General features: G+C 73.0%; 17 protein-coding genes. 12 read left to right on the forward strand and 5 right to left on the reverse strand.

The annotated features are described in order from the left end of the window. Window positions 1-39 precede the first annotated feature (39 nt). From AB0D29_RS29195 to nudC, 3 genes are read left to right on the forward strand one after another with little or no spacing between them, the layout of a single operon-like run. The gene (locus AB0D29_RS29195; RefSeq protein ID WP_362858327.1) at window positions 40-4158 is read left to right on the forward strand and encodes a UvrD-helicase domain-containing protein; all 4119 of its coding nucleotides are present in this window, start codon (window positions 40-42) and stop codon (window positions 4156-4158) included. A 10-nt stretch (window positions 4159-4168) separates the two neighbouring features. Next, the gene (locus tag AB0D29_RS29200; RefSeq protein WP_362858329.1) at window positions 4169-5575 is read left to right on the forward strand and encodes a dipeptidase; all 1407 of its coding nucleotides are present in this window, start codon (window positions 4169-4171) and stop codon (window positions 5573-5575) included. Between the two features lie 55 nt (window positions 5576-5630). Then, a complete protein-coding gene (gene nudC / locus AB0D29_RS29205) occupies window positions 5631-6575 on the forward strand; it encodes an NAD(+) diphosphatase (protein WP_362858331.1) in 945 nt (314 codons plus the stop codon). A gap of 86 nt (window positions 6576-6661) precedes the next feature. Here nudC and AB0D29_RS29210 read toward each other — a convergent pair whose 3' ends face one another. Then, entirely contained in the window at window positions 6662-6922 is a 261-nt protein-coding gene (locus AB0D29_RS29210; RefSeq protein WP_030011087.1) for a mycoredoxin, read from the reverse strand. Window positions 6923-7092: 170 nt separating this feature from the next. Here AB0D29_RS29210 and AB0D29_RS29215 point away from each other — a divergent pair, with 170 nt between their 5' ends. From AB0D29_RS29215 to AB0D29_RS29235, 5 genes are all read left to right on the forward strand, one after another. Beyond that, complete coding sequence (locus AB0D29_RS29215) at window positions 7093-9267, forward strand: ATP-dependent DNA helicase UvrD2 (protein ID WP_362858333.1); 2175 nt, start codon at window positions 7093-7095, stop codon at window positions 9265-9267. Between the two features lie 179 nt (window positions 9268-9446). Next, window positions 9447-9761, forward strand: a complete 315-nt coding sequence (locus tag AB0D29_RS29220; RefSeq protein WP_362797615.1) for a hypothetical protein — start codon at window positions 9447-9449, stop codon at window positions 9759-9761. A 185-nt stretch (window positions 9762-9946) separates the two neighbouring features. After that, the gene (locus tag AB0D29_RS29225; RefSeq protein WP_362797273.1) at window positions 9947-10318 is read left to right on the forward strand and encodes a WhiB family transcriptional regulator; all 372 of its coding nucleotides are present in this window, start codon (window positions 9947-9949) and stop codon (window positions 10316-10318) included. Continuing rightward, window positions 10315-10644 carry a hypothetical protein gene (locus tag AB0D29_RS29230; protein WP_362858335.1) on the forward strand — a complete coding sequence of 110 codons (330 nt, stop codon included), beginning with the start codon at window positions 10315-10317 and terminating at the stop codon, window positions 10642-10644. The genes AB0D29_RS29225 and AB0D29_RS29230 overlap by 4 nt, the downstream gene beginning before the upstream one ends. A gap of 100 nt (window positions 10645-10744) precedes the next feature. After that, on the forward strand, window positions 10745-10951 hold the full coding sequence (locus tag AB0D29_RS29235; protein ID WP_351295246.1) for a hypothetical protein: 207 nt from the start codon (window positions 10745-10747) through the stop codon (window positions 10949-10951). 31 nt (window positions 10952-10982) lie between these two features. Here the strand turns inward: AB0D29_RS29235 and AB0D29_RS29240 are convergent, their stop codons facing one another. After that, entirely contained in the window at window positions 10983-12311 is a 1329-nt protein-coding gene (locus tag AB0D29_RS29240; RefSeq protein ID WP_362858337.1) for an AarF/ABC1/UbiB kinase family protein, read from the reverse strand. A gap of 55 nt (window positions 12312-12366) precedes the next feature. Further along, complete coding sequence (locus AB0D29_RS29245) at window positions 12367-13509, reverse strand: TOMM precursor leader peptide-binding protein (protein ID WP_362858339.1); 1143 nt, start codon at window positions 13507-13509, stop codon at window positions 12367-12369. A 126-nt stretch (window positions 13510-13635) separates the two neighbouring features. Between AB0D29_RS29245 and AB0D29_RS29250 the strand changes: the two genes are divergently transcribed. From AB0D29_RS29250 to AB0D29_RS29265, 4 genes are all read left to right on the forward strand, one after another. Continuing rightward, complete coding sequence (locus AB0D29_RS29250) at window positions 13636-14274, forward strand: M48 family metallopeptidase (RefSeq protein WP_362858341.1); 639 nt, start codon at window positions 13636-13638, stop codon at window positions 14272-14274. Window positions 14275-14413: 139 nt separating this feature from the next. Then, complete coding sequence (locus AB0D29_RS29255; protein WP_362858342.1) at window positions 14414-16063, forward strand: TerD family protein; 1650 nt, start codon at window positions 14414-14416, stop codon at window positions 16061-16063. A gap of 20 nt (window positions 16064-16083) precedes the next feature. Next, window positions 16084-16764 carry an AIM24 family protein gene (locus AB0D29_RS29260; RefSeq protein WP_030709946.1) on the forward strand — a complete coding sequence of 227 codons (681 nt, stop codon included), beginning with the start codon at window positions 16084-16086 and terminating at the stop codon, window positions 16762-16764. A 17-nt stretch (window positions 16765-16781) separates the two neighbouring features. Further along, window positions 16782-17537 (forward strand): AIM24 family protein, encoded by a 756-nt coding sequence (locus AB0D29_RS29265; RefSeq protein WP_362858344.1) that lies wholly within the window; start codon window positions 16782-16784, stop codon window positions 17535-17537. 81 nt (window positions 17538-17618) lie between these two features. Here the strand turns inward: AB0D29_RS29265 and AB0D29_RS29270 are convergent, their stop codons facing one another. After that, window positions 17619-18149, reverse strand: coding sequence for an NUDIX hydrolase (locus AB0D29_RS29270; protein ID WP_362858345.1), 531 nt, complete (start codon window positions 18147-18149; stop codon window positions 17619-17621). Continuing rightward, the gene (locus AB0D29_RS29275) at window positions 18146-19570 is read right to left on the reverse strand and encodes a zinc-dependent metalloprotease (RefSeq protein ID WP_362858347.1); all 1425 of its coding nucleotides are present in this window, start codon (window positions 19568-19570) and stop codon (window positions 18146-18148) included. The genes AB0D29_RS29270 and AB0D29_RS29275 overlap by 4 nt, the downstream gene beginning before the upstream one ends. Between the last annotated feature and the right edge of the window lie 47 nt (window positions 19571-19617).

Here is a 19617-nt window from a genome sequence, read left to right on the forward strand (position 1 = left end):
GCGGTCGGGGCTGTCGGTGGGGGCGGCTAGCCTTTTTACGTGTCCGCGCGTGCGTCCGTCCTCACCGATCCCGAGCAGCTCAAAGAGCTCCTCGGGATCCCCTTCACGCCCGAACAGATGGCCTGCGTCACCGCCCCGCCCGCCCCTCAGGTCATCGTCGCCGGCGCCGGCTCCGGCAAGACCACCGTCATGGCCGCCCGCGTGGTCTGGCTGGTGGGCACCGGCGCGGTCGCACCCGAGCAGGTCCTCGGCCTGACCTTCACCAACAAGGCCGCCGGCGAGCTGTCCGAGCGCGTACGGAAGGCCCTCGCGCGGGCCGGCATCACCGACCCGGACCCTTCCCCGGCCGGGCCCGGGGCCGGGTTCGACGCCGGGGCCGACGCGGCCGGCGGCGAGCCGCGCATCTCCACGTACCACGCCTTCGCCGGCCAGCTCCTGAAGGACCACGGCCTGCGCATCGGCCTGGAGCCCAGCTCCCGCCTCCTCGCCGACGCCACCCGCTTCCAGCTCGCCGCGAAGGTGCTGCGCGAGGCCCCCGGCCCGTACCCCTCGCTCACCAAGTCCGTCCCCGACCTGGTCGGCGACCTCCTCGCGCTCGACGGCGAGCTCTCCGAGCACCTGGTCGAGCCGGAGCGGCTGCGCCTCCACGACACCGCACTGCTGGACGTGCTCGCCGGCACGAAGCTCACCAACGAGGACCTGCGCAAGGTCCCCGAGGCGGTGCGCGGCCGCCTCGAACTGCTGGAGCTCGTCGTCCGCTACCGCGCCGCCAAGCGCGCCCGCGACCTCTTCGACTTCAGCGACCAGATAGCCCTCTCCGCACAGCTCGCCACCACCCGCCCCGAGGTCGGCGCGCTGCTGCGCGAGGAGTTCAGGGTCGTGCTGCTGGACGAGTACCAGGACACCTCGGTCGCCCAGCGCCTCCTGCTGTCCGGGCTCTTCGGCGCGGGTTCCGGCCACGCCGTGACCGCCGTCGGCGACCCCTGCCAGGCCATCTACGGCTGGCGCGGTGCCTCCGTGGCCAACCTCGACGACTTCCCCGAGCACTTCCCGCACGCCGACGGGAGCCCCGCCACCCGGCTCTCCCTCAGCGAGAACCGGCGCAGCGGCGGCCGGCTCCTCGACCTGGCCAACGGCCTCGCCGCCCCGCTGCGCGCCCTGCACGAGGGCGTGGAGGCGCTGCGCCCCGGCCCGGGGGCCGAGGGCGCGGGGCAGGTCCGCTGCGCCCTGCTGGAGACCCACGCCCAGGAGCTCGACTGGCTCGCCGACTCCGTCGCCCACCTGGTCCGCACGGGCACGGAGCCGCGCGAGATCGCGGTCCTGTGCCGCTCGGCCGGGGACTTCGCGCGGATCCAGGCCGTCCTGGTGGACCGGGACGTGCCGGTGGAGGTCGTCGGCCTGTCCGGGCTGCTGCACCTCCCCGAGGTCGCGGACCTCGTCGCGGTCTGCGAGGTCCTCCAGGACCCGGGCGCCAACGCCTCCCTCGTCCGGCTCCTCATCGGCCCGCGCTGGCGGATCGGCGCGCGCGACCTGGCCCTGCTGGGCCGCCGGGCACGGCTCATGGTGGGCCGTGCGCCGGCCGGGGCGGACCCGGACGAACGGCTCGCGGCGGCCGTGGAGGGCGTGGACCCGGCGGAGATCGTGTCGCTGGCCGACGCGCTGGAGACCTTCCTCGACGGCGCCGGACAGGCCCCGGACGACCTCCCCTTCTCGGCGGAGGCCCGGGTCCGCTTCGCGCACCTCGCGCAGGAACTGCGCGACCTGCGCCGTTCCCTGGCCGACCCCCTCATGGACGTCCTGCACCGCGTGCTGTCCGCGACCGGCCTGGAGGTGGAGCTGTCCGCGTCACCGCACGCGCTGGCGGCCCGCCGCCGCGAGACGCTGTCGAGCTTCATGGACGTCGCGGCCGGTTTCGCCGCGCTGGACGGCGAGGCCTCGCTCCTGGCCTTCCTCGCGTTCCTGCGCACGGCCGCCCAGTACGAGAAGGGCCTCGACCACGCCCTGCCCGGCGGGGAGAACACCGTCAAGGTCCTGACCGCCCACAAGTCGAAGGGCCTGGAGTGGGACGTGGTCGTCGTCCCGGACCTGTGCGCGGGTTCCTTCCCGAAGGAGAAGGCGCCGGAGGCCTGGACCTCGTACGCGAAGGTGCTCCCGTACGCGCTGCGCGGCGACGCCCCCACCCTGCCGGCGGACCCGGACTGGACCTCGGCCGGCCTGAAGTCCTTCAAGGCGGCCCTGAAATCCCACAAGGAGACGGAAGAGCTCCGCCTCGGCTACGTCACCTTCACCCGCCCCCGCTCCCTCCTGCTGGCCTCGGGCCACTGGTGGGGCCCGACCCAGAAGAAGCGCCGCGGCCCTTCGGCCTTCCTCCACGCCCTCCACGACCACTGCGCGGCGGGCCACGGCGAGATCGAGGCCTGGGCGGACGAGCCGGAGCCGGCCGCCGAGAATCCCTCCCTCGCCGACGAGTCCACCCCGGACCACTCCTGGCCCCTCCCGCTCGACCCGCGTTCCCTCACCCTGCGCCGCGCGGCGGCCGCCCTGGTGGAGTCCTACCTGGCGACCCCGCCCCCGCCGGAGGACGACCCCTACCTCTGGCCCCCGGACTGCGAGGACCCGTCCTACGACGAAGAACCCTGGCCGGACCCCACCACCTGGCCCGGCGCCGGGACCCGGGAAGAAACCCCGGGCACGGCGCAGCCACGTCCCGACTCCTGGCCGAATCCCGCGCCCGACCCGGCAGCCCCGACCCCTGACGGTGCCCGGGAAGGAGCCCCGCATCCGCCGGAGCCGCGTCCCGACTCCGGGCCGGACCGTGCCGGCGAACCCGCGCCCGGGTCGGTAGCCCCGACCTCTGACGGGGGCCGGGAAGGAGCCCGGGGTACGGCGCAGCCGCGTCCCGACTCCTGGCTGGATCCCGCCGGCGAACCCGCGCCCGGAGCCTCGGGTTCCTGGCCGGATGCTGCCGTGCGCGTGCCCGCGCCACGCGCCGCAGGCCCGACCCCCGGCGGGGTCCGGGGCGGCGCCCCGGTTCCGGGAAGGGGCGGGGCGGGGGAGGACTCCGCCCCCGCCGACCCCGACGCGCCGCTGGACGACGAGCTCTGGCCGGAGGCCGAAGCCTGGCCCGCCGACCCGGCTCGGCCCACCACCCCGCTGGACGACGACCTCTGGCCGGAGGCGGCCGACTGGGCCGTCGCCGAGGGCCCGGGCGGAGCCCGCCACACGGCGGAGCCGCGCTCCGGTGCCACCGCCCCGGAGGGCGATGACCTCTGGGCTGGCGGAGCCGCAGCCGGCGGACGGGGCGCAGTCCGCCGAGAGGGCGAGCCGCGTACCAGTGCCACCGCCCCGGAGGGCGGTGACCCCTGGGCCGGCGAGGCCTGGGTCGGCGCGGGTGGACCCGGCGGGGGCCGATACGGCGGTGCGGCCGGACTCGCGCCGGAGGACGCGCGCGCCATCGCCTCCTGGGACCGCGACCTCGACGCCCTGGAGGGCGAGCTCCGCCGCGCCCGCGCCGCCGTCCGCGACGTCGAGCTGCCCGCCGCCCTCTCCGCGAGCCAGCTGCTCCGGCTCGCCGCCGACGAGCAGGGCTTCGTACGCGACCTCGCCCGCCCCATGCCCAAGCCCCCGCAGCCCGCGGCCCGCCAGGGCACCCGGTTCCACGCCTGGGTCGAGTCCCGCTTCGACGAGCTCCCGCTGCCCTTCCTCGACGTCCTCGACCCCGTCGCCGACCTCCCCGGCGCCGGCTCCGACCAGGAGATCGCCGACGAGGCCGACCTCGACTCCCTCAAGGCCGCCTTCGAGCGCAGCCCGTACGCCGACCGGCCGCCCCACCGCATGGAGGCCCCGGTCCAGCTCACCCTCGCCGGCCGGGTCATCCGCGGCCGGATCGACGCCGTCTACCGGAACGACGACGGCTCGTACGAGATCGTCGACTGGAAGACCGGCCGCACCACCGAGGCCGACCCCCTCCAGCTCGCCGTCTACCGCCTGGCCTGGGCCGAGGCCACGAACACCCCGCTCAGCCAGGTCACCGCCGCCTTCCTCCACGTCCGCAGCGGCCGCGTGATCCGCCCCCGCAACCTCCCCGACCGGGCCCGCCTTGAGCGGATCCTCCAAGGCAAATCGGACACCGACGGTGACCATCAGGTGGACGGCTAGGCTCGTGGGCATGAGCGACACCCCGCCGGACAACGTCGTCCGCACGTACATCGACACCCACCGCGCCGCCTTCCTCGACGACCTCGCCGAGTGGCTCCGCATTCCCTCCGTCTCGGCCCAGCCCGAGCACGCGGGCGACGTACGCCGCAGCGCCGAATGGCTGGCGGCCAAGCTCAAGGAGACCGGCTTCCCGGTGGCCGAGGTCTGGGAGACCCCCGGCGCCCCCGCCGTCTTCGCGCACTGGCCGAGCGAGGACCCGCAGGCCCCCACCGTCCTGGTGTACGGGCACCACGACGTGCAGCCCGCCGCCCTCGCCGACGGCTGGCACACCGACCCCTTCGAACCGGTGGTTCAGGACGGCCGCATGTACGGGCGCGGCGCCGCCGACGACAAGGGGCAGGTGTTCTTCCACACCCTCGGGGTGCGCGCGCACCTGGCGGCCACCGGCGCCGCCGCCCCCGCCGTGAACCTCAAGCTGATCGTCGAGGGCGAGGAGGAGTCCGGCTCCATCCACTTCCGCGAGCTCGTCGAGGCCCGCGCCGCCGAACTCGCCGCCGACGTCGTGATCGTCTCCGACACCGGCATGTGGTCCGAGACCACCCCCACCGTCTGCACCGGCATGCGCGGCGTCGCCGACTGCGAGATCGACTTCCACGGCCCGGACCAGGACATCCACTCCGGCGCCTTCGGCGGGGCCGTGCCCAATCCGGCCGCCGTCGCCGCCCGCCTCGTCGCCGCCCTGCACGACGACGACGGGCGCGTGACGATCCCCGGCTTCTACGACGGCATCGCCGAACTCACCGAGGCGGAGCGCGCGCTCATCGCCGAGCTGCCCTTCGACGAGTCCGAGTGGCTCCGTACCGCCAGGTCCCACGCGGCCTCCGGCGAGGCGGGCTACTCCACCCTGGAGCGGGTCTGGGCCCGCCCGACGGCCGAGGTCAACGGCATCGGCGGCGGCTACCAGGGCCCCGGCGGCAAGACCATCGTGCCCGCCTCCGCCCACCTGAAGCTGTCGTTCCGCCTGGTCTCCGGCCAGGACCCGTACGAGGTCGAGGCCGCCGTCAGGGACTGGGTCGCGGCCCGGATCCCGGACGGGATCCGGCACGCCATCACCTTCGGCGCCCCGACCCGGCCGTGCCTGACCCCGCTGGACCACCCGGCCCTGCAGTCCGTCGTACGGGCCATGGGCCGCGCCTTCGGCCAGAAGATCCGCTTCACCCGCGAGGGCGGCTCCGGCCCCGCCGCGGACCTCCAGGACGTCCTGGACGCGCCCGTCCTCTTCCTCGGCATCTCGGTGCCGTCCGACGGCTGGCACTCGCCGAACGAGAAGGTCGAACTGGATCTGCTCCTCAAGGGCGTCGAGACGACCGCCTACCTCTGGGGAGACCTGGCCGCCACCCACCGCGCAACCGCCTGACACCCGACGCACGCACGCCTGCCTTGTCCCACCACCGGGGGAGTTGGAAGTACCTGTGAGCACCCATACCGAGCGCCCTCTCGCCGAGCGCCCTCTCTCGCTCGCCGCGCCCAGCGGAATCGACCGCGCCGCGCACCACCGCCTCGACGAGGCGTGGCTCGCCGCCGCCTGGAGCCACCCCACGACCCGCGTCTTCGTCGTCTCCGGCGGCCAGGTCCTGATCGACGACACCCCCGACGGGGGCTCCGGCATCGTGATGACCCCGGCCTTCGAGGCCCCGGTCACCGAGACCCACCGCTACTTCCTGGGCACCGACGAGGACGGCGTACGGTACTTCGCGCTGCAGAAGGACGCCCTGCCCGGCCGCATGGACCAGTCGGCCCGCCCGGCCGGCCTGCGCGAGGCCGGCCTGCTGCTCTCCCCGCGCGACGCCGGGCTGATGGTGCACGCCGTGGCACTGGAGAACTGGCAGCGGATGCACCGCTTCTGCTCCCGCTGCGGCGAGCGCACGGTGGTCGCGGCCGCCGGGCACATCCGCCGCTGCCCGGGCTGCGGCGCCGAGCACTACCCCCGTACCGACCCGGCCGTGATCATGCTGGTCACCGACGAGCACGACCGCGCGCTGCTGGGCCGCCAGGTGCACTGGCCGGAGGGCCGCTTCTCGACCCTCGCCGGGTTCGTGGAGCCGGGTGAGTCGATCGAGCAGTCCGTGGTCCGCGAGGTGTGGGAGGAGGCGGGCGTCAGGGTCGGCGAGGTCGAGTACGTGGCCAGCCAGCCGTGGCCGTTCCCGTACAGCCTGATGCTGGGCTTCACGGCCCGCGCCACCACCTCCGAGATCACCGTGGACGGCGAGGAGATCCAGGAGGCCCGCTGGTTCTCCCGCGAGGAGCTGCGCGCGGCGTTCGAGACGGGCGAGGTGCTGCCCCCGTCGGGGATCTCCATCGCCGCCCGGCTGGTCGAGCTCTGGTACGGCGAGCCGCTGCCGAAGATGGCGGCGTAACGTTCGTCACAGCAGAAGGCCCCCGCCTCGGCGGGGGCCTTTCTGGTGCGCGCGAGCACGCGCGGGTGCTCGGGGACGAGGCTGCCTCAGACGGCGAGGGCCTGCTTGACCTGGGCCAGGCTCGGGTTCGTCATGACGGACTCGCTGCCGGCGGCGGACTTCACGAGCACGGTGGGAACCGTCTGGTTGCCGCCGTTGGCCTTCTCCACGAACGCGGCGGACTCGGGGTCGAGCTCGATGTTGATCTCGTTGTACGCGATGCCTTCCCGGTCCAGCTGGGTCTTCAGCCGACGGCAGTAGCCGCACCAGGTCGTGCTGTACATCGTGACGGTGCCCGTGTCCTGCATGCTGCGCTCTCCTTCGTGAGGGCTCGGTGGTCCGAGTACTCGAACGTACGGGACCCCGCCGCCATTCCCGTACGGCCGCCCCCGCGCCCCCGGTGTGACTGATACGACTGATACGTGCCGCCTGTGGACGGTTTTCCCGCCCGTCCCACGAGACCTGGCAGCATGGCGGGGTGACATCAGCAACGCACTCCCCATCGTTCCCGGGTGGCCCCGCCTCCGCCGACTCGGCCGACGCGGTGCTCCTGGGCCTGGACCCGGAGCAGCGCGAGGTCGCGACGACCCTGCGCGGGCCGGTGTGCGTGCTGGCGGGCGCCGGTACGGGCAAGACCCGCGCGATCACCCACCGCATCGCCTACGGCGTCCGCTCCGGCCAGCTCATGCCGGCCAGTGTGCTGGCCGTCACCTTCACCAACCGCGCCGCCGGGGAGATGCGCGGACGCCTGCGCGCCCTCGGAGCGGGCGGGGTGCAGGCCCGGACCTTCCACTCCGCCGCCCTGCGCCAGCTCCAGTACTTCTGGCCCAAGGCGGTCGGCGGGGACGTGCCCCGGCTCCTGGAGCGCAAGATCCAGCTCGTCGCCGAGGCCGGCGCGCGCTGCCGGATCCGGCTCGACCGGGGCGAGCTGCGCGACGTCACCGGCGAGATCGAGTGGGCCAAGGTCACGCAGACGGTGCCCGCCGACTATCCGGCCGCCGCCCTCAAGTCGGGCCGCGAGGCACCCCGGGACATGGCCGAGATCGCCCAGATCTACGGGACGTACGAACAGCTCAAGCGCGACCGCGGCATGATCGACTTCGAGGACGTGCTGCTCCTGACGGTCGGCATCCTCCAGGACCGCCACGACATCGCCGAGCAGATCCGCACCCAGTACCAGCACTTCGTGGTCGACGAGTACCAGGACGTCAGCCCCCTCCAGCAGCGGCTGCTGGACCTCTGGCTCGGCGAGCGCGACAGCCTCTGCGTCGTCGGCGACGCCAGCCAGACCATCTACTCCTTCACCGGCGCCACCCCCGACCACCTGCTGAACTTCCGCACCAAGTACCCGCAGGCCACCGTGGTCAAGCTGGTCCGCGACTACCGCTCCACCCCCCAGGTGGTGCACCTCGCCAACGGGCTGCTGAACCAGGCCAAGGGCCGCGCCGCCGAGCACCGGCTGGAGCTGATCTCCCAGCGCGAGACCGGCCCCGACCCGGTCTACGCCGAGTACGCGGACGAGCCGGCCGAGGCCGAGGGCGTCGCCCACCGGATCCGGGACCTGATCGCCGCGGGCGTCCCGGCCGGCGAGATCGCCGTCCTCTACCGCATCAACGCCCAGTCCGAGGTCTACGAACAGGCCCTCGCCGACGCCGGGGTCCCCTACCAGCTGCGCGGGGCCGAGCGGTTCTTCGAGCGCGCAGAGGTCCAGAAGGCGATCCTCGCGCTGCGCGGGGCCGCCCGCTCCGGCGGGAACGACCCGCTGCTCGACGACGTCGTGGAACTGGGCTCCCAGGTCCGGGCGGTGCTCAGCTCCACCGGCTGGACCGCCGAGCCGCCCGCCGGCTCCGGCGCCGTGCGCGACCAGTGGGAATCCGTGGCCGCGCTGGTCCGGCTCGCCGAGGACTTCGCCCGGAACCGGCCGGGAGCCACCCTGGCGGACCTCACGATCGAGCTGGACGAGCGCAAGGCCGCCCAGCACGCCCCGACCGTCCAGGGCGTCACCCTGGCCTCCCTGCACGCGGCGAAGGGCCTGGAGTGGGACGCGGTGTTCCTCGTCGGCCTCACCGACGGCATGCTGCCGATCACGTACGCGAAGACCGACGAGCAGGTCGAGGAGGAACGCCGGCTGCTCTATGTCGGCGTCACCCGGGCGCGGCTGCACCTGACCCTCTCCTGGGGCCTCTCCCGGGCTCCGGGCGGCCGGGCCTCCCGTCGCCCCAGCCGCTTCCTGAACGGCCTGCGGCCGGGCTCCGCGGTGCCCCGCAGCGGCCCGGGCTCCGCGACCGAGAGCGGGCCGCGCAAGCGGGGCCGCCGCGGCCCGGTGCGGTGCCGGGTCTGCGGCAAGACCCTGACCGAGGCCGGCGAGCTCAAACTGATGCGCTGTGAGGACTGCCCGTCCGACATGGACGAAGGGCTCTACGAGCGGCTGCGGGAGTGGCGTGCGGGCCAGTCGAGGGAGCAGGGGCTGCCCGCCTACTGCGTCTTCACGGACAAGACGCTGATGGCGATCGCGGAGGCCGCGCCCACCGAGCCGGGCGAGCTCTCTATGATCTCCGGAGTGGGCGGCCGCAAGGTCGACCGCTACGGAGCCGAGGTCCTGGCCATATGTGCAGGTCAGGAGCGCGAGCCCGAGGATCCTGCCGACGCGTAGAAACTCGTCGGAAAAATAGTTTGCACATGCCCAGCGAAGACCCATAGGTTCTTAGCAACGGAAACGGTGGCTTCTCCGAAGCCCTGGATCCGTGCTGTACTTATCCGAATACGCATGGGACAGGCCCCCGGGCCACGTCCCCGAGACGCCGAGAGGAGGCGAGACCAGTGACCAGCTTCATGACCTTCACCAAAATGACCGATCGCTCGGTCGACGCTTCCTGCCTGCTCGGTTCCGTCTCCCTCCTGGGTACCGGTGTGTCCGCGATTTCCGCCGACCGCCCCGCCCTGCTGGCGACCCTTCCGGTCAGTGAGCGCAATGAGCGACCGACCCTGGCACCGGTGGCAGTACTGGCAGCAGAAGCTCAGGCGCATGGCGCCTATGGCTTCGCGGCCGCAGCCGGTGCCGGAGCCAAGACGAAGCAGACGAAGAAGCAGCAGCACCACCTGATGTGGGCCTTCCGTGGGCTCGAACCCTGGAGTGATCCAGTCTGATCGCATGATCAGGCCGGCGCCTTCAGGGCCGCGGAACCCCACCCGGGATCCGCGGCCCTTCTGTTTGTCCCCGAACAGGGACAACGCAGCGAAGGAGCCTCGGGACTGGCAGAACCAGGTGACAGCCGAACCCGGCCGACCGGCCGGAACGACTAGCCGACCAAGACGACGAGGAAGAAACCACCGTGCAACTCGAAGCGCACGCCCCGTCCGTAACGCAGACCCACACGATCTCCCCGCCCGCAGTCCCGGAGGACCACACCTTGACCCCGCTCACCGCGCTGACCGCGCTCGACGACGCCATCGAGAACCTCGGCGTACCCGTTCCCTGCCGCACCTTCGACCCCGAGGTCTTCTTCGCCGAGTCCCCGGCCGACGTCGAGTACGCCAAGTCCCTCTGCCGCACCTGCCCGCTGGTCGAGGCCTGCCTCGCCGGAGCGGTCGAGCGCCGCGAGCCCTGGGGTGTCTGGGGTGGCGAGCTCTTCGTCCAGGGTGTCGTCGTCGCCCGCAAGCGGCCCCGTGGCCGTCCGCGCAAGAACCCGGTCGTCTCGGCATGACCGCCATCGGAACCATCGACCGCCCCCTGACGCACGACCCCCTGAAGCAGGCCCTCATGACCGCCCACATCACGAGCGAGCAGCCCCACGGCGCCGCCCACGCAGACTTCATCACCGCCGGCGCGATCACCTCGCGTCAGAACAGGACCCGCGAAATGCAACTCATCCCAGAAGCCCTGGCTCGTGCCCATATGGACGAGCTCATGCGTGAGGTGGACGTCGAACGTCACGCCGTACGCCTGGTTGCCGCCCGCCGCATGCAGCGGCGTGCCGAGCGCGTCTCGATGCGCGCCCGCCGTGCGCTGGCCATGGCCGTCATGCACTAAGAGCTGAAAACAGCGTCCCCGGGGGGACCGGTCCGAACGGACCGGTCCCCCCGGTGCGTTGCGGACGGCAGTCCACCCCTTACGGGGATATCGTCTGGAGGTGGACCAGCCGACTCCCCACCCCACCCCGTCGGAATCCGAGGCCCAGCCCGTCGTCTGCGCGCGCTGTGGCACAGAGTCCCCCGACGGCGCCCCGCCCACCTGGACCTGCTCGGTGGAGAACGGGACCAGACAGTACTTCTGCGTCGACTGCGCGCGGGCCAACCTCCGGGCGATCGAAGGCAGGCTCGACTCCTCCTGGTGGTGACCCCGGGGCCCGGGCCCCGGACCCTACGGAGTCACTCGGCGGAGGCGAACCCGGGCAGCCAGGCGTCCAGTTCGTCCCGCAGCCGCACCGTCGCGCCCAGCTGGCACAGCACCCCGATCGTGCTCAACGTCACCCGGTGGATCAGCAGGTACGACGGCGGCAGGTTGATCTGCCGGCCCAACTGGTGCGCGGGGGAGCGGGGATCGGCGATCCGCGCCGCCTGGCCGCGCAGCCACGGCCGGGTGAAGGTGAACTCCTCGGCCTCGGCCGGCTCGATGATCGGCTTGAGGTAGTCCAGCACCGCGTCGGGGTCCAGCTCGATGGACTCCTTCACGAACCCCTCGGCGCGCAGGTGCCCGTAGACCCCCTCGGCGTCACCGTCCAGGGTCATCCGCAGCGACCTGCCGATGGGCTTGGGCCAGCCACCCGGCAGCCGGTCGACCGTGCCGAAGTCCAGCACGCCCAGCCGCATCCGGCCGTCCGCCCCCGGTATCAGCCGGAAGTTGCCCGGGTGCGGATCCGCGTGCAGCAGACCGGTCCGCGCGGGACCGGAGAAGAGGAACCGGGCCAGCAGCTGTCCGGCGCGGTCGCGCTCCTCATCGGTGCCGTCGGCTATCACCTCCGACAGCGGGGTCCCCTCCATCCACTCGGTCACCAGCACCTGGTCGCCCTGGTGCACGACATCCGGCACGACCACGTCCGGATCGTCCTCGAAGGCGTCCGCGTGGGTCCGCTGGGCCTCGGCCTCCAGCTCGTAGTCGAGCTCCTCGGCGACCCGGTCGCGCAACTCCTTGATCAGCGGCTTGATCTCCATGCCGGGGATCAGCGGCCCCAGCAGCCCCGCGAACCGGCCCAGCTGCTTCAGGTCCGACAGCAGCGCCTCACCGGCCCCCGGGTACTGGACCTTGACCGCGACCTGCCGGCCGTCGTGCCACACCGCCCGGTGCACCTGCCCGATCGAGGCAGCCGCGGCCGGCTTGTCCTCGAACTCCTCGAACAGCTCCCGCCAGTCCGCGCCGAGACGGTCCGCCAGCACCTGGTGCACCGTCGCCGCTGGCAGGGGCGGAGCCGCCTCCTGGAGCTTGGTCAGCGCCGCCCGGTAGGGCCCCGCGACCTCCTCGGGCAGCGCCGACTCGAAGACCGACAGGGCCTGCCCGAACTTCATGGCACCGCCCTTCAGCTCCCCGAGCGTGCGGAACAACTGCTCGGCGGTGCGCTTCTGGAGCTCGCCCGCCACGATCTCCGCGGACTTGCCCCCGATCCGCTTGCCCAGCCCCCAGGTGGCCCGGCCCGCGATGCCGAGCGGCAGCGCGGCCAGCTTGACGGTGCGGGTGACCGCCTTCCGGGGAAGATCAGACATACGCCCCTCCATTTCCCAGACTGCTGCGCCGCGAACAGCGGTTCTCCGCATCCTGTCATGGCCACCTCGCGGCTCGGAGGAGGGCACCTTCCCCGGGTTCCCGCGGGGTGTCCGTGCGCTCCGCGTGCGCCCCGCAGGGGCAGTCGGGATGGGGGAGGACCGGGGTGGATTCCCAGTGGAGGGAGGGGAGGGCGGCCTCCCAGCGGGTGGCGGTGGACGCGGGCAGTTCACCGTCGAGGAAGGAGAGCGCGTGGGCCGCGGCCAGGCCGGCCACCGCCGTGGACAGCCCCAGGTCGCAGGCGGCGCCCGCGCGGCGGCGGTGGGCCGAGCGCCACTGGACCAGCATCCGGGGCCAGGCCGCGTCCCGGTCCACGCGGTCGCGCTCCATGCACCCCGCGCAGGCCGTCACCCCCGGCAGGACCAGCGGCCCCACCAGCCCCGTCCCCTCCAACACCCCCGCGTACAGGTGCGGGATGCCCGTGGCGACCCAGTCGGCCGCGGTGTCCGGATCGGGGGCCCAGGCGTGCAGCCCGTCCCGGGGCGCGACCACCACCAGGGCCAGCCGCGGCTCCGCCCCCTCCTCCTCCCCGGCCCGAGGAGCGCGCCCAGGGGCGGCCCCGCGCACCAGCTTTCCCGCGGCCTCCGCCCGCAGCCGGCCCACGCTCCCGGGATCCAGCCCGCCCGGCGCCACGTCCGCCGGCTCCACCCGGCCCCCGTCGAGCACCTCGACCCGGCCCACGCCGGCTCCCGCCAGGACCGCGGCGATCACGGCGCCCACCCGTCCGCTCCCGCGCACCCGGACCCGTATCGCCCGGCGCGCGGCGACACCCCGCAAGTCCCCGCCCGGCTCCCGGTGGACCAGGGAGAGGGAGCCCAGATCGGGCCCCAGCCGCTCCAGGGCCTCCGGATGACCGCGCACGGCCTGGGCCCGCGGGCCGCCCGCCGTGGCGTCGTCGAGCAGACCGGCTCCCGCCAGCCGCCTGACGAGCGCGTCGGTCTGGCCGTCCGGCAGCCCCATGCCCGTGGCCTCGGCCCGCAGCAGCTCCATCCCCCGCGTCCCGTCGATCCGGTCGATGAGCGCGCCCGTCGCCGTGTCCACCGGGCCGAGCACCACCGCATGGGCGGGGGTCACCCCGAACTGCACCGTCTCGCGGTCCCGCCAGGCCCGCGCCAGCGCGGGCTTCACCTTCGGATACATGACCGATCCCCCTCGATTTTCCGTGCGGACTCGAGCCGCCCCATTTCCGGCTCTCCCGCAACACTGCCCGTCCGCCGGAATCCGTGCGCGAATTTGTCCACAGGCGAGGGGTATTAGGCATATGAGATGAAGGGAAATGCCGTTCCCGATATCGGCTCTGCATCGCTCGAGTTCGACCCCCGGACGGGCGGGACTTCGGCCGCCGCTACCGGGTACCGTCGTGGCGTGTCCGCCGATCCACCGCAGCGCGCCGTCGAAGTCCGCCGGAGCGCGCGCCGCCGCAGGACCGTATCCGCCTATCGCGAGGGTGACCGTACGGTCGTCCTCATCCCTGCCCGGATGTCCGAGGCGGAGGAGCAGCGCTGGGTGGGTGTCATGCTCGACAAGCTCGCCGCCCAGGAGAGCAAACGCACCCTCGGGGACGCGGAACTCACCGTGCGCGCCGAGCGTCTGTCCGAGCAGTACTTCGGCGGCCGCGCACGCCCCCGCACGGTCCGCTGGGTCACGAACCAGAACACCCGCTGGGGCTCCTGCACCCCGGCCGAAGGCAGCATCCGGCTCTCGCACCGCATCCAGGGCATGCCGGAGTACGTCGTCGACTACGTGCTCCTGCACGAGCTGGCCCACCTCCTCGTGCCCGGCCACGGGCCCCGTTTCTGGGAGCTGCTGGAGGCGTACCCGCGCACCGAGCGCGCCCGCGGGTACCTGGAGGGAGTGGTGGCGGCCGAGCGCCTTCCGACGGTCCCCGCCGCCCGCGACGAATGATCCGGAAGGCCCTGTACCCACCCGTCATGTCACACAGCGTGATATGTACCGGGTCGGTACCGACTTGGCCGGATGTCGGCAGTTGCCGTTAGCCTGAGCGGCACGCATTCACAGTCGGGATGGGGGACGGTCGTTACGTATGGCCAGGGAATTCCAACGCGGCCACAAGGCCAAGATCAGTGATCTCACGGCGGGCACGGATCTGTACGTAGGCGTCCAGATCGCCGGGCCCGGACTCACCTTCGACATCAGCTGTTTCGGGCTCGATGTCAACGAGCAGCTGTCGGACGACCGCTACTTCGTCTTCTTCAACCAGCCGAAGTCGCCGGAAGAGTCCATTCAGCAACTCGGCGCGCAGTCCGGTGACACCGAATCCTTCCGGGTGACCCTGGACCGCATTCCGGCGTCCATCCACAAGCTGTCCTTCACCGCCACCATCGACGGCGCCGGACAGATGTCGCAGATCGGTCCGGGCTACATCCGGATCGTGGCGGGCGGCGAAGAGGTCGTCCGGTACGCCTTCACCGGCTCGGAGTTCACGACCGAGCGGGCCGTGATGCTCGGCGACTTCTACCACAAGGACGTGTGGCGCTTCGCCGCCGTCGGCCAGGGCTTCGACGGCGGGCTCGACGCGCTGCTGAGGAACTTCGGCGGCGAGGTCGCCGAGGAGGCACAGCCCGCGCAGCAGGCGCCCGCCGCGGCCGCGCCCGGGTTCGCCCCGCCGCCGCAGGCGGCCGCCCCGGCCCCCTCCTTCGGCGCCCCCGCCCCCGCGCCCGCCCAGGCACCCGCGCCCGCGCCGTCCTTCGGCGCCCCCGCGCCCGCGCCCGCCGCGGTCCCGCAGTCGCAGTACCAGCAGCCCGCCGCCCCGGCCCCGGTGCACGCCGCGCCCACCATGGCCGCGCCGCTCGCCCCGCCGGCCCCCGCCCCGTACGGGCAGCCGCAGCCGCAGCAGCCCTCGTACGGCCAGGTCCCCGGACAGGTTCCCGGCTACCCGGGCCAGGTCCCGCCGCCCGCCCCGGCCCCCGCGCCCTACGGGCAGCAGCCGGGCTACGGCCAGGTCCCGGGCCAGGTCCCCGGGCAGGTCCCGGGCCAGCAGCCCGGCTACGCCCCCCAGGCCGCCCCCGTCGGCGCCGGTCTCGCCGCCGCGCTCCAGCCGTACAAGGAAGCCCCCACGGGCGCCCGCTGGACCCCGCAGAACGCGCAGCTCATGCGCGTCGACCTGGCGATGGGCGGCCAGGCCGTCCTCGCCCGGCAGGGCAGCATGGTCCTCTACCAGGGCAAGGTGGACTTCAGCTACAAGGGCGCGGGCTTCGCCGGCCGCATCGTCGGCAACGCCACCGGCCAGGAGATGCAGCTCATGCGCTGCACCGGCCGCGGCCAGGTCTTCCTCGCCGAGAACGGCTCCCACCTGCACGCCATCGAGCTCCAGGGCGACGGGATCTGCGTCTCCGCCGAGGCGGTCCTCGCCTTCGACGAGTCGCTCCAGCACGAGGTCCGCCGCATCGAGGGCCACGGCATCCCCGGCGGCGCCCTGTTCACCATGCAGTTCCAGGGCACGGGCACGGTCATCGTCAAGACGCACGGCGTCCCGGTGGTCCTGCCCGTCACCCCGACCACCTTCGCGGACAGCAACGCCATCGTGGCGTGGTCCTCCGCCTCGCAGGTGATCCTGTCCAGCCAGGTCCGGCTGCGGCGCAACGCCTACCCCGGCCACAGCGGGGAGACCGTGAACCTCCAGTTCCGCGGTGCTCCCGGCAACTTCATCGTCGTCCAGCCGTACGAGGTCTGAGGGAGCCCGACATGAACGCAATGAACCAACAGCTCGCGGGCTTCGCCCCGACGCCCGTCACGGCCCGCATGGAGAACCACGGCCGGGCCATGCTCAAGGTCGCCATGCAGAGCGGCCAGGACCTCTTCGCCCGCACCGGCTCGATGGTCGCCTACGAGGGCTTCGTGCAGTACGAGCCCAACCCGCCGGCCGTCCGCCAGATGGCCTCGCAGTGGATCACCGGCGAGGGCGCGCCCCTGATGAAGTGCACCGGCGACGGCCTGCTCTACCTCGCCGACTACGGCGCCGACGTCGTCGTCATCAACCTCCAGAACGACTCGCTCTCGGTCAACGGCACCAACCTGCTCGCCTTCGACGCGCACCTCCAGTGGGGCGTCGAGCGGGTCAAGGGGCTCGCCAAGTTCGCCGGCCAGGGCCTGTTCAACGTGCAGGTCGCGGGTACCGGCTGGGTCGCCCTGACCTCCCGCGGCACCCCGATCGTGGTCGACTGCGGCCGCGGCGAGGACGAGACGTACGTCGACCCGGACGCGCTCGTCGCCTGGTCGCCGAATCTCAAGGTCAAGGGCAAGCGCAGCTTCAAGGCCTCGTCGATGATCGGCCGGGGCAGCGGGGAGGCCTACCAGATGGCCTTCTCCGGCCAGGGCATCGTCGTCGTACAGCCCAGCGAGGACAGCACCGACCGGCTCCGGGCCCGGGGCTGAGGGGGAGCGGACACATCATGCAGAGCTCACTTTTCGCCCACGCCGAGGCGCAGTCCCAGGACCGGTACGCCATCCAGAACCCGCAGCTGCTGCGGGTCTCGCTGACCGGCTCCGACGACGTCCTCGCCCGCAAGGGCGCGATGGTCGCCTACCAGGGCCTCATCGACTTCGACGGCGAGTACCAGACCACCAACCAGCGCAATGCCCGCCGCCGCACCGGCGAGGGCCTGGACCTCATGCGCTGCTCCGGGCAGGGCACGGTCTACCTGGCCAACCTGGCCCAGTACGTGCACGTCGTGGACGTGGACCAGGAAGGCCTCACGGTCGACAGCAGCTACGTGCTCGCCCTGGACTCCACCCTGCACACCGAGGTCATCGCGGTGGACAGCCAGTACGGGATCTCCGGTTCCGGCAAGTACCAGCTCAACATCACCGGCCGCGGCAAGGTCGCGCTGATGACCTCCGGGCAGCCGCTGATGATGCAGGTCACGCCCGACAAGTACGTCAACGCCGACGCGGACGCGATCGTCGCCTGGTCGACCTCGCTGCGCGTGCAGATGCAGGCCCAGACGCACTCCAGCGGAGTCTGGCGGCGGCGCGGCAACACCGGCGAGGGCTGGGAGCTCAGCTTCCTCGGCACCGGCTTCGCGCTGGTGCAGCCCAGCGAGGTGCTGCCGCCGCAGAACGCCCAGCTCGGCCAGGGCGTCGCGGCCCAGTTCGGCATGGGCCAGCACGGCTCCCACGCGCAGAACCAGAACAACGCCTGGAACTGATCCCGGGCGACTGATCTGATCGCAGGCAGGCGAAAGGGGCGGCCCCGCCAGGGACCGCCCCTTCGTCGTACGTGCCCGGGATCAGCCGCCGAGCCGTGCCAAGGTCGCCTCCAGCAGCCGCACCACCGAGGCGTCGGCCGCCGCCGCCACCTCCTCGTACGGGAACCAGCGCAGGTCCAGCGACTCCTCGCTGATCTCCGCCACCGCGCCGGCGGGGGCCAGCGCCGCGTACTGCACGTCCAGGTGCCAGTTGCACGGCGCCGGAATCGGATGCCGGTCCAGGCGCACCGGGCCGCCGGGCAGCAGGCTCAGCCCGGACGCGATGCCCGACTCCTCGAAGGCCTCGCGCAGGGCCGTCGCCTCGAGGGTGTCGTCGCCGGGCTCGCAGTGGCCGCCCATCTGCAGCCACATGCCCAGCTTCTTGTGCAGGGTCAGCAGTACGCGCCCCCGCGCCGGGTCGATCACCAGCGCGCTGCCCGTGATGTGCCCGGCCGTGCACGGCTTGTACACCCCGTCCGGATGGGCGGCGAGGTGCTCCAGATAGACGTCACGCAGCTCGGGCTGGCCCTCGTAGCCCTTGAGGACCAGGACCGCGTCTTCGTGCAGGCTCACTTCTTCTCGTCGCCGTCCTCGTCGTTCCGGTCACGCTGGTCGCGCTGCTCGGCGGCCTCGCCGAGCATCTTGTCGATCTCGGAGAAGTCCAGCTGCTCGCGGTGCACGAAGCCGTCCGGGTCGTCCAGGTCGGAGGCCGTCGGCAGCATGTCCGGGTGCTCCCACAGCCCGTCGCGCCCGTCCACGCCGCGCGCGTCCGTGAGCGAGGCCCACAGCCGGGAGGCGTCGCGCAGCCGGCGCGGACGCAGCTCCAGGCCGATCAGCGTCGCGAAGGTCTGCTCCGCGGGGCCGCCCGAGGCGCGCCGCCGGCGCATGGTCTCGCGCATCGCGTCCGCCGAGGTCAGCCGGGGCTTGGCGGCCTCGTGCACCACCGCGTCGACCCAGCCCTCGACCAGCGCGAGCGCCGTCTCCAGGCGGGCCAGGGCGGCCTTCTGCTCGGGGGTGTCCTGCGGCTGGAACATGCCGCCCTGCAGCGCTTCCTGCAGCTGCTCCGGGTTCGACGGGTCGAGCTGGCCGACCACCTCCTCCAGCTTCGAGGTGTCGACCTTGATGCCGCGGGCGTAGCCCTCGACCGCACCGAACAGGTGCGAGCGCAGCCACGGCACGTGGGCGAAGAGCCGGGCGTGCGCGGCCTCGCGCAGGGCCAGGTACAGCCGCACCTCGTCCGCGGGGACGCTCAGGTCCTTGCCGAAGGCCTCGATGTTCAGCGGCAGCAGCGCGGCCTTGCCGGCCGGGCCGAGCGGCAGCCCGATGTCCGTGGAACCGACGACCTCGCCCGCGAGCGTGCCCACGGCCTGGCCGATCTGCTGGCCGAACATGGCCCCGCCCATGGAGCGCATCATCCCGAGCAGCGGGCCCGCCATGGCCTGCATCTCCTCGGGCAGGACGCCGCCCATGGCCGCGCCCACGCGCTCGGCGACCGGGTCCACGAGCTCCTTCCACACCGGAAGGGTCGCCTCGACCCACTCGGCGCGGCTCCACGCCACGGAGGTGGTGGCGCCCGACGGCAGCGAGGTCACGCCGTCCAGCCAGTGGTCGGCCAGGCGCACGGCCTCCTCGACGGCCGACTTCTCGGCGATGCCGACGCTCGTGTCCTTCACGCCGTCCGCCGTGCCCTGCGCGACGGTCTGGCGGGCGATGTCCTTGGCCATGTCCCAGTTCACGGGACCGCCCTCGTAGCTCAGCATCTGGCCGAGCTGCTGGAAGGCCGCACCGAGGTCGTTCGGGTTCATGGCACCGAACATCGCGGCGAACGGATTGTCCGCGCCGCCGGGGGCGCCCGCGCCGCCCGGCAGGCCCATGCCGGGGAACCCGAACGGATTCGGGCCGCCCTGACCGCCCTGACCGCCCTTCTTCTTGCCCTCGTCGCCGTTGTCCGGCTCCTCCGGCGGAAGGCCGAATCCGAATGGGGTGTCGCTCACGGGTTTCCTCGGCTCGTAGGGCCGCCGGCGGGTGCCGACGGGCAATG

The sequence above is a fragment of the Streptomyces sp. NPDC048424 genome (assembly GCF_040651555.1).
GTDB lineage: Bacteria > Actinomycetota > Actinomycetes > Streptomycetales > Streptomycetaceae > Streptomyces.

Excerpts from the sequence above, each read along its gene's own strand:
- AB0D29_RS29250 (WP_362858341.1), top strand. The coding sequence starts at position 13,636 with ATGAAGGGAAATGCCGTTCCCGATATCGGCTCTGCATCGCTCGAGTTC.
- AB0D29_RS29230 (WP_362858335.1), top strand. The coding sequence starts at position 10,315 with ATGACCGCCATCGGAACCATCGACCGCCCCCTGACGCACGACCCCCTG.
- AB0D29_RS29265 (WP_362858344.1), top strand. The coding sequence starts at position 16,782 with ATGCAGAGCTCACTTTTCGCCCACGCCGAGGCGCAGTCCCAGGACCGG.
- AB0D29_RS29260 (WP_030709946.1), top strand. The coding sequence starts at position 16,084 with ATGAACCAACAGCTCGCGGGCTTCGCCCCGACGCCCGTCACGGCCCGC.
- AB0D29_RS29200 (WP_362858329.1), top strand. The coding sequence starts at position 4,169 with ATGAGCGACACCCCGCCGGACAACGTCGTCCGCACGTACATCGACACC.
- AB0D29_RS29210 (WP_030011087.1), bottom strand. The coding sequence starts at position 6,922 with ATGCAGGACACGGGCACCGTCACGATGTACAGCACGACCTGGTGCGGC.
- AB0D29_RS29245 (WP_362858339.1), bottom strand. The coding sequence starts at position 13,509 with ATGTATCCGAAGGTGAAGCCCGCGCTGGCGCGGGCCTGGCGGGACCGC.
- AB0D29_RS29220 (WP_362797615.1), top strand. The coding sequence starts at position 9,447 with ATGACCTTCACCAAAATGACCGATCGCTCGGTCGACGCTTCCTGCCTG.
- AB0D29_RS29240 (WP_362858337.1), bottom strand. The coding sequence starts at position 12,311 with ATGTCTGATCTTCCCCGGAAGGCGGTCACCCGCACCGTCAAGCTGGCC.
- AB0D29_RS29255 (WP_362858342.1), top strand. The coding sequence starts at position 14,414 with ATGGCCAGGGAATTCCAACGCGGCCACAAGGCCAAGATCAGTGATCTC.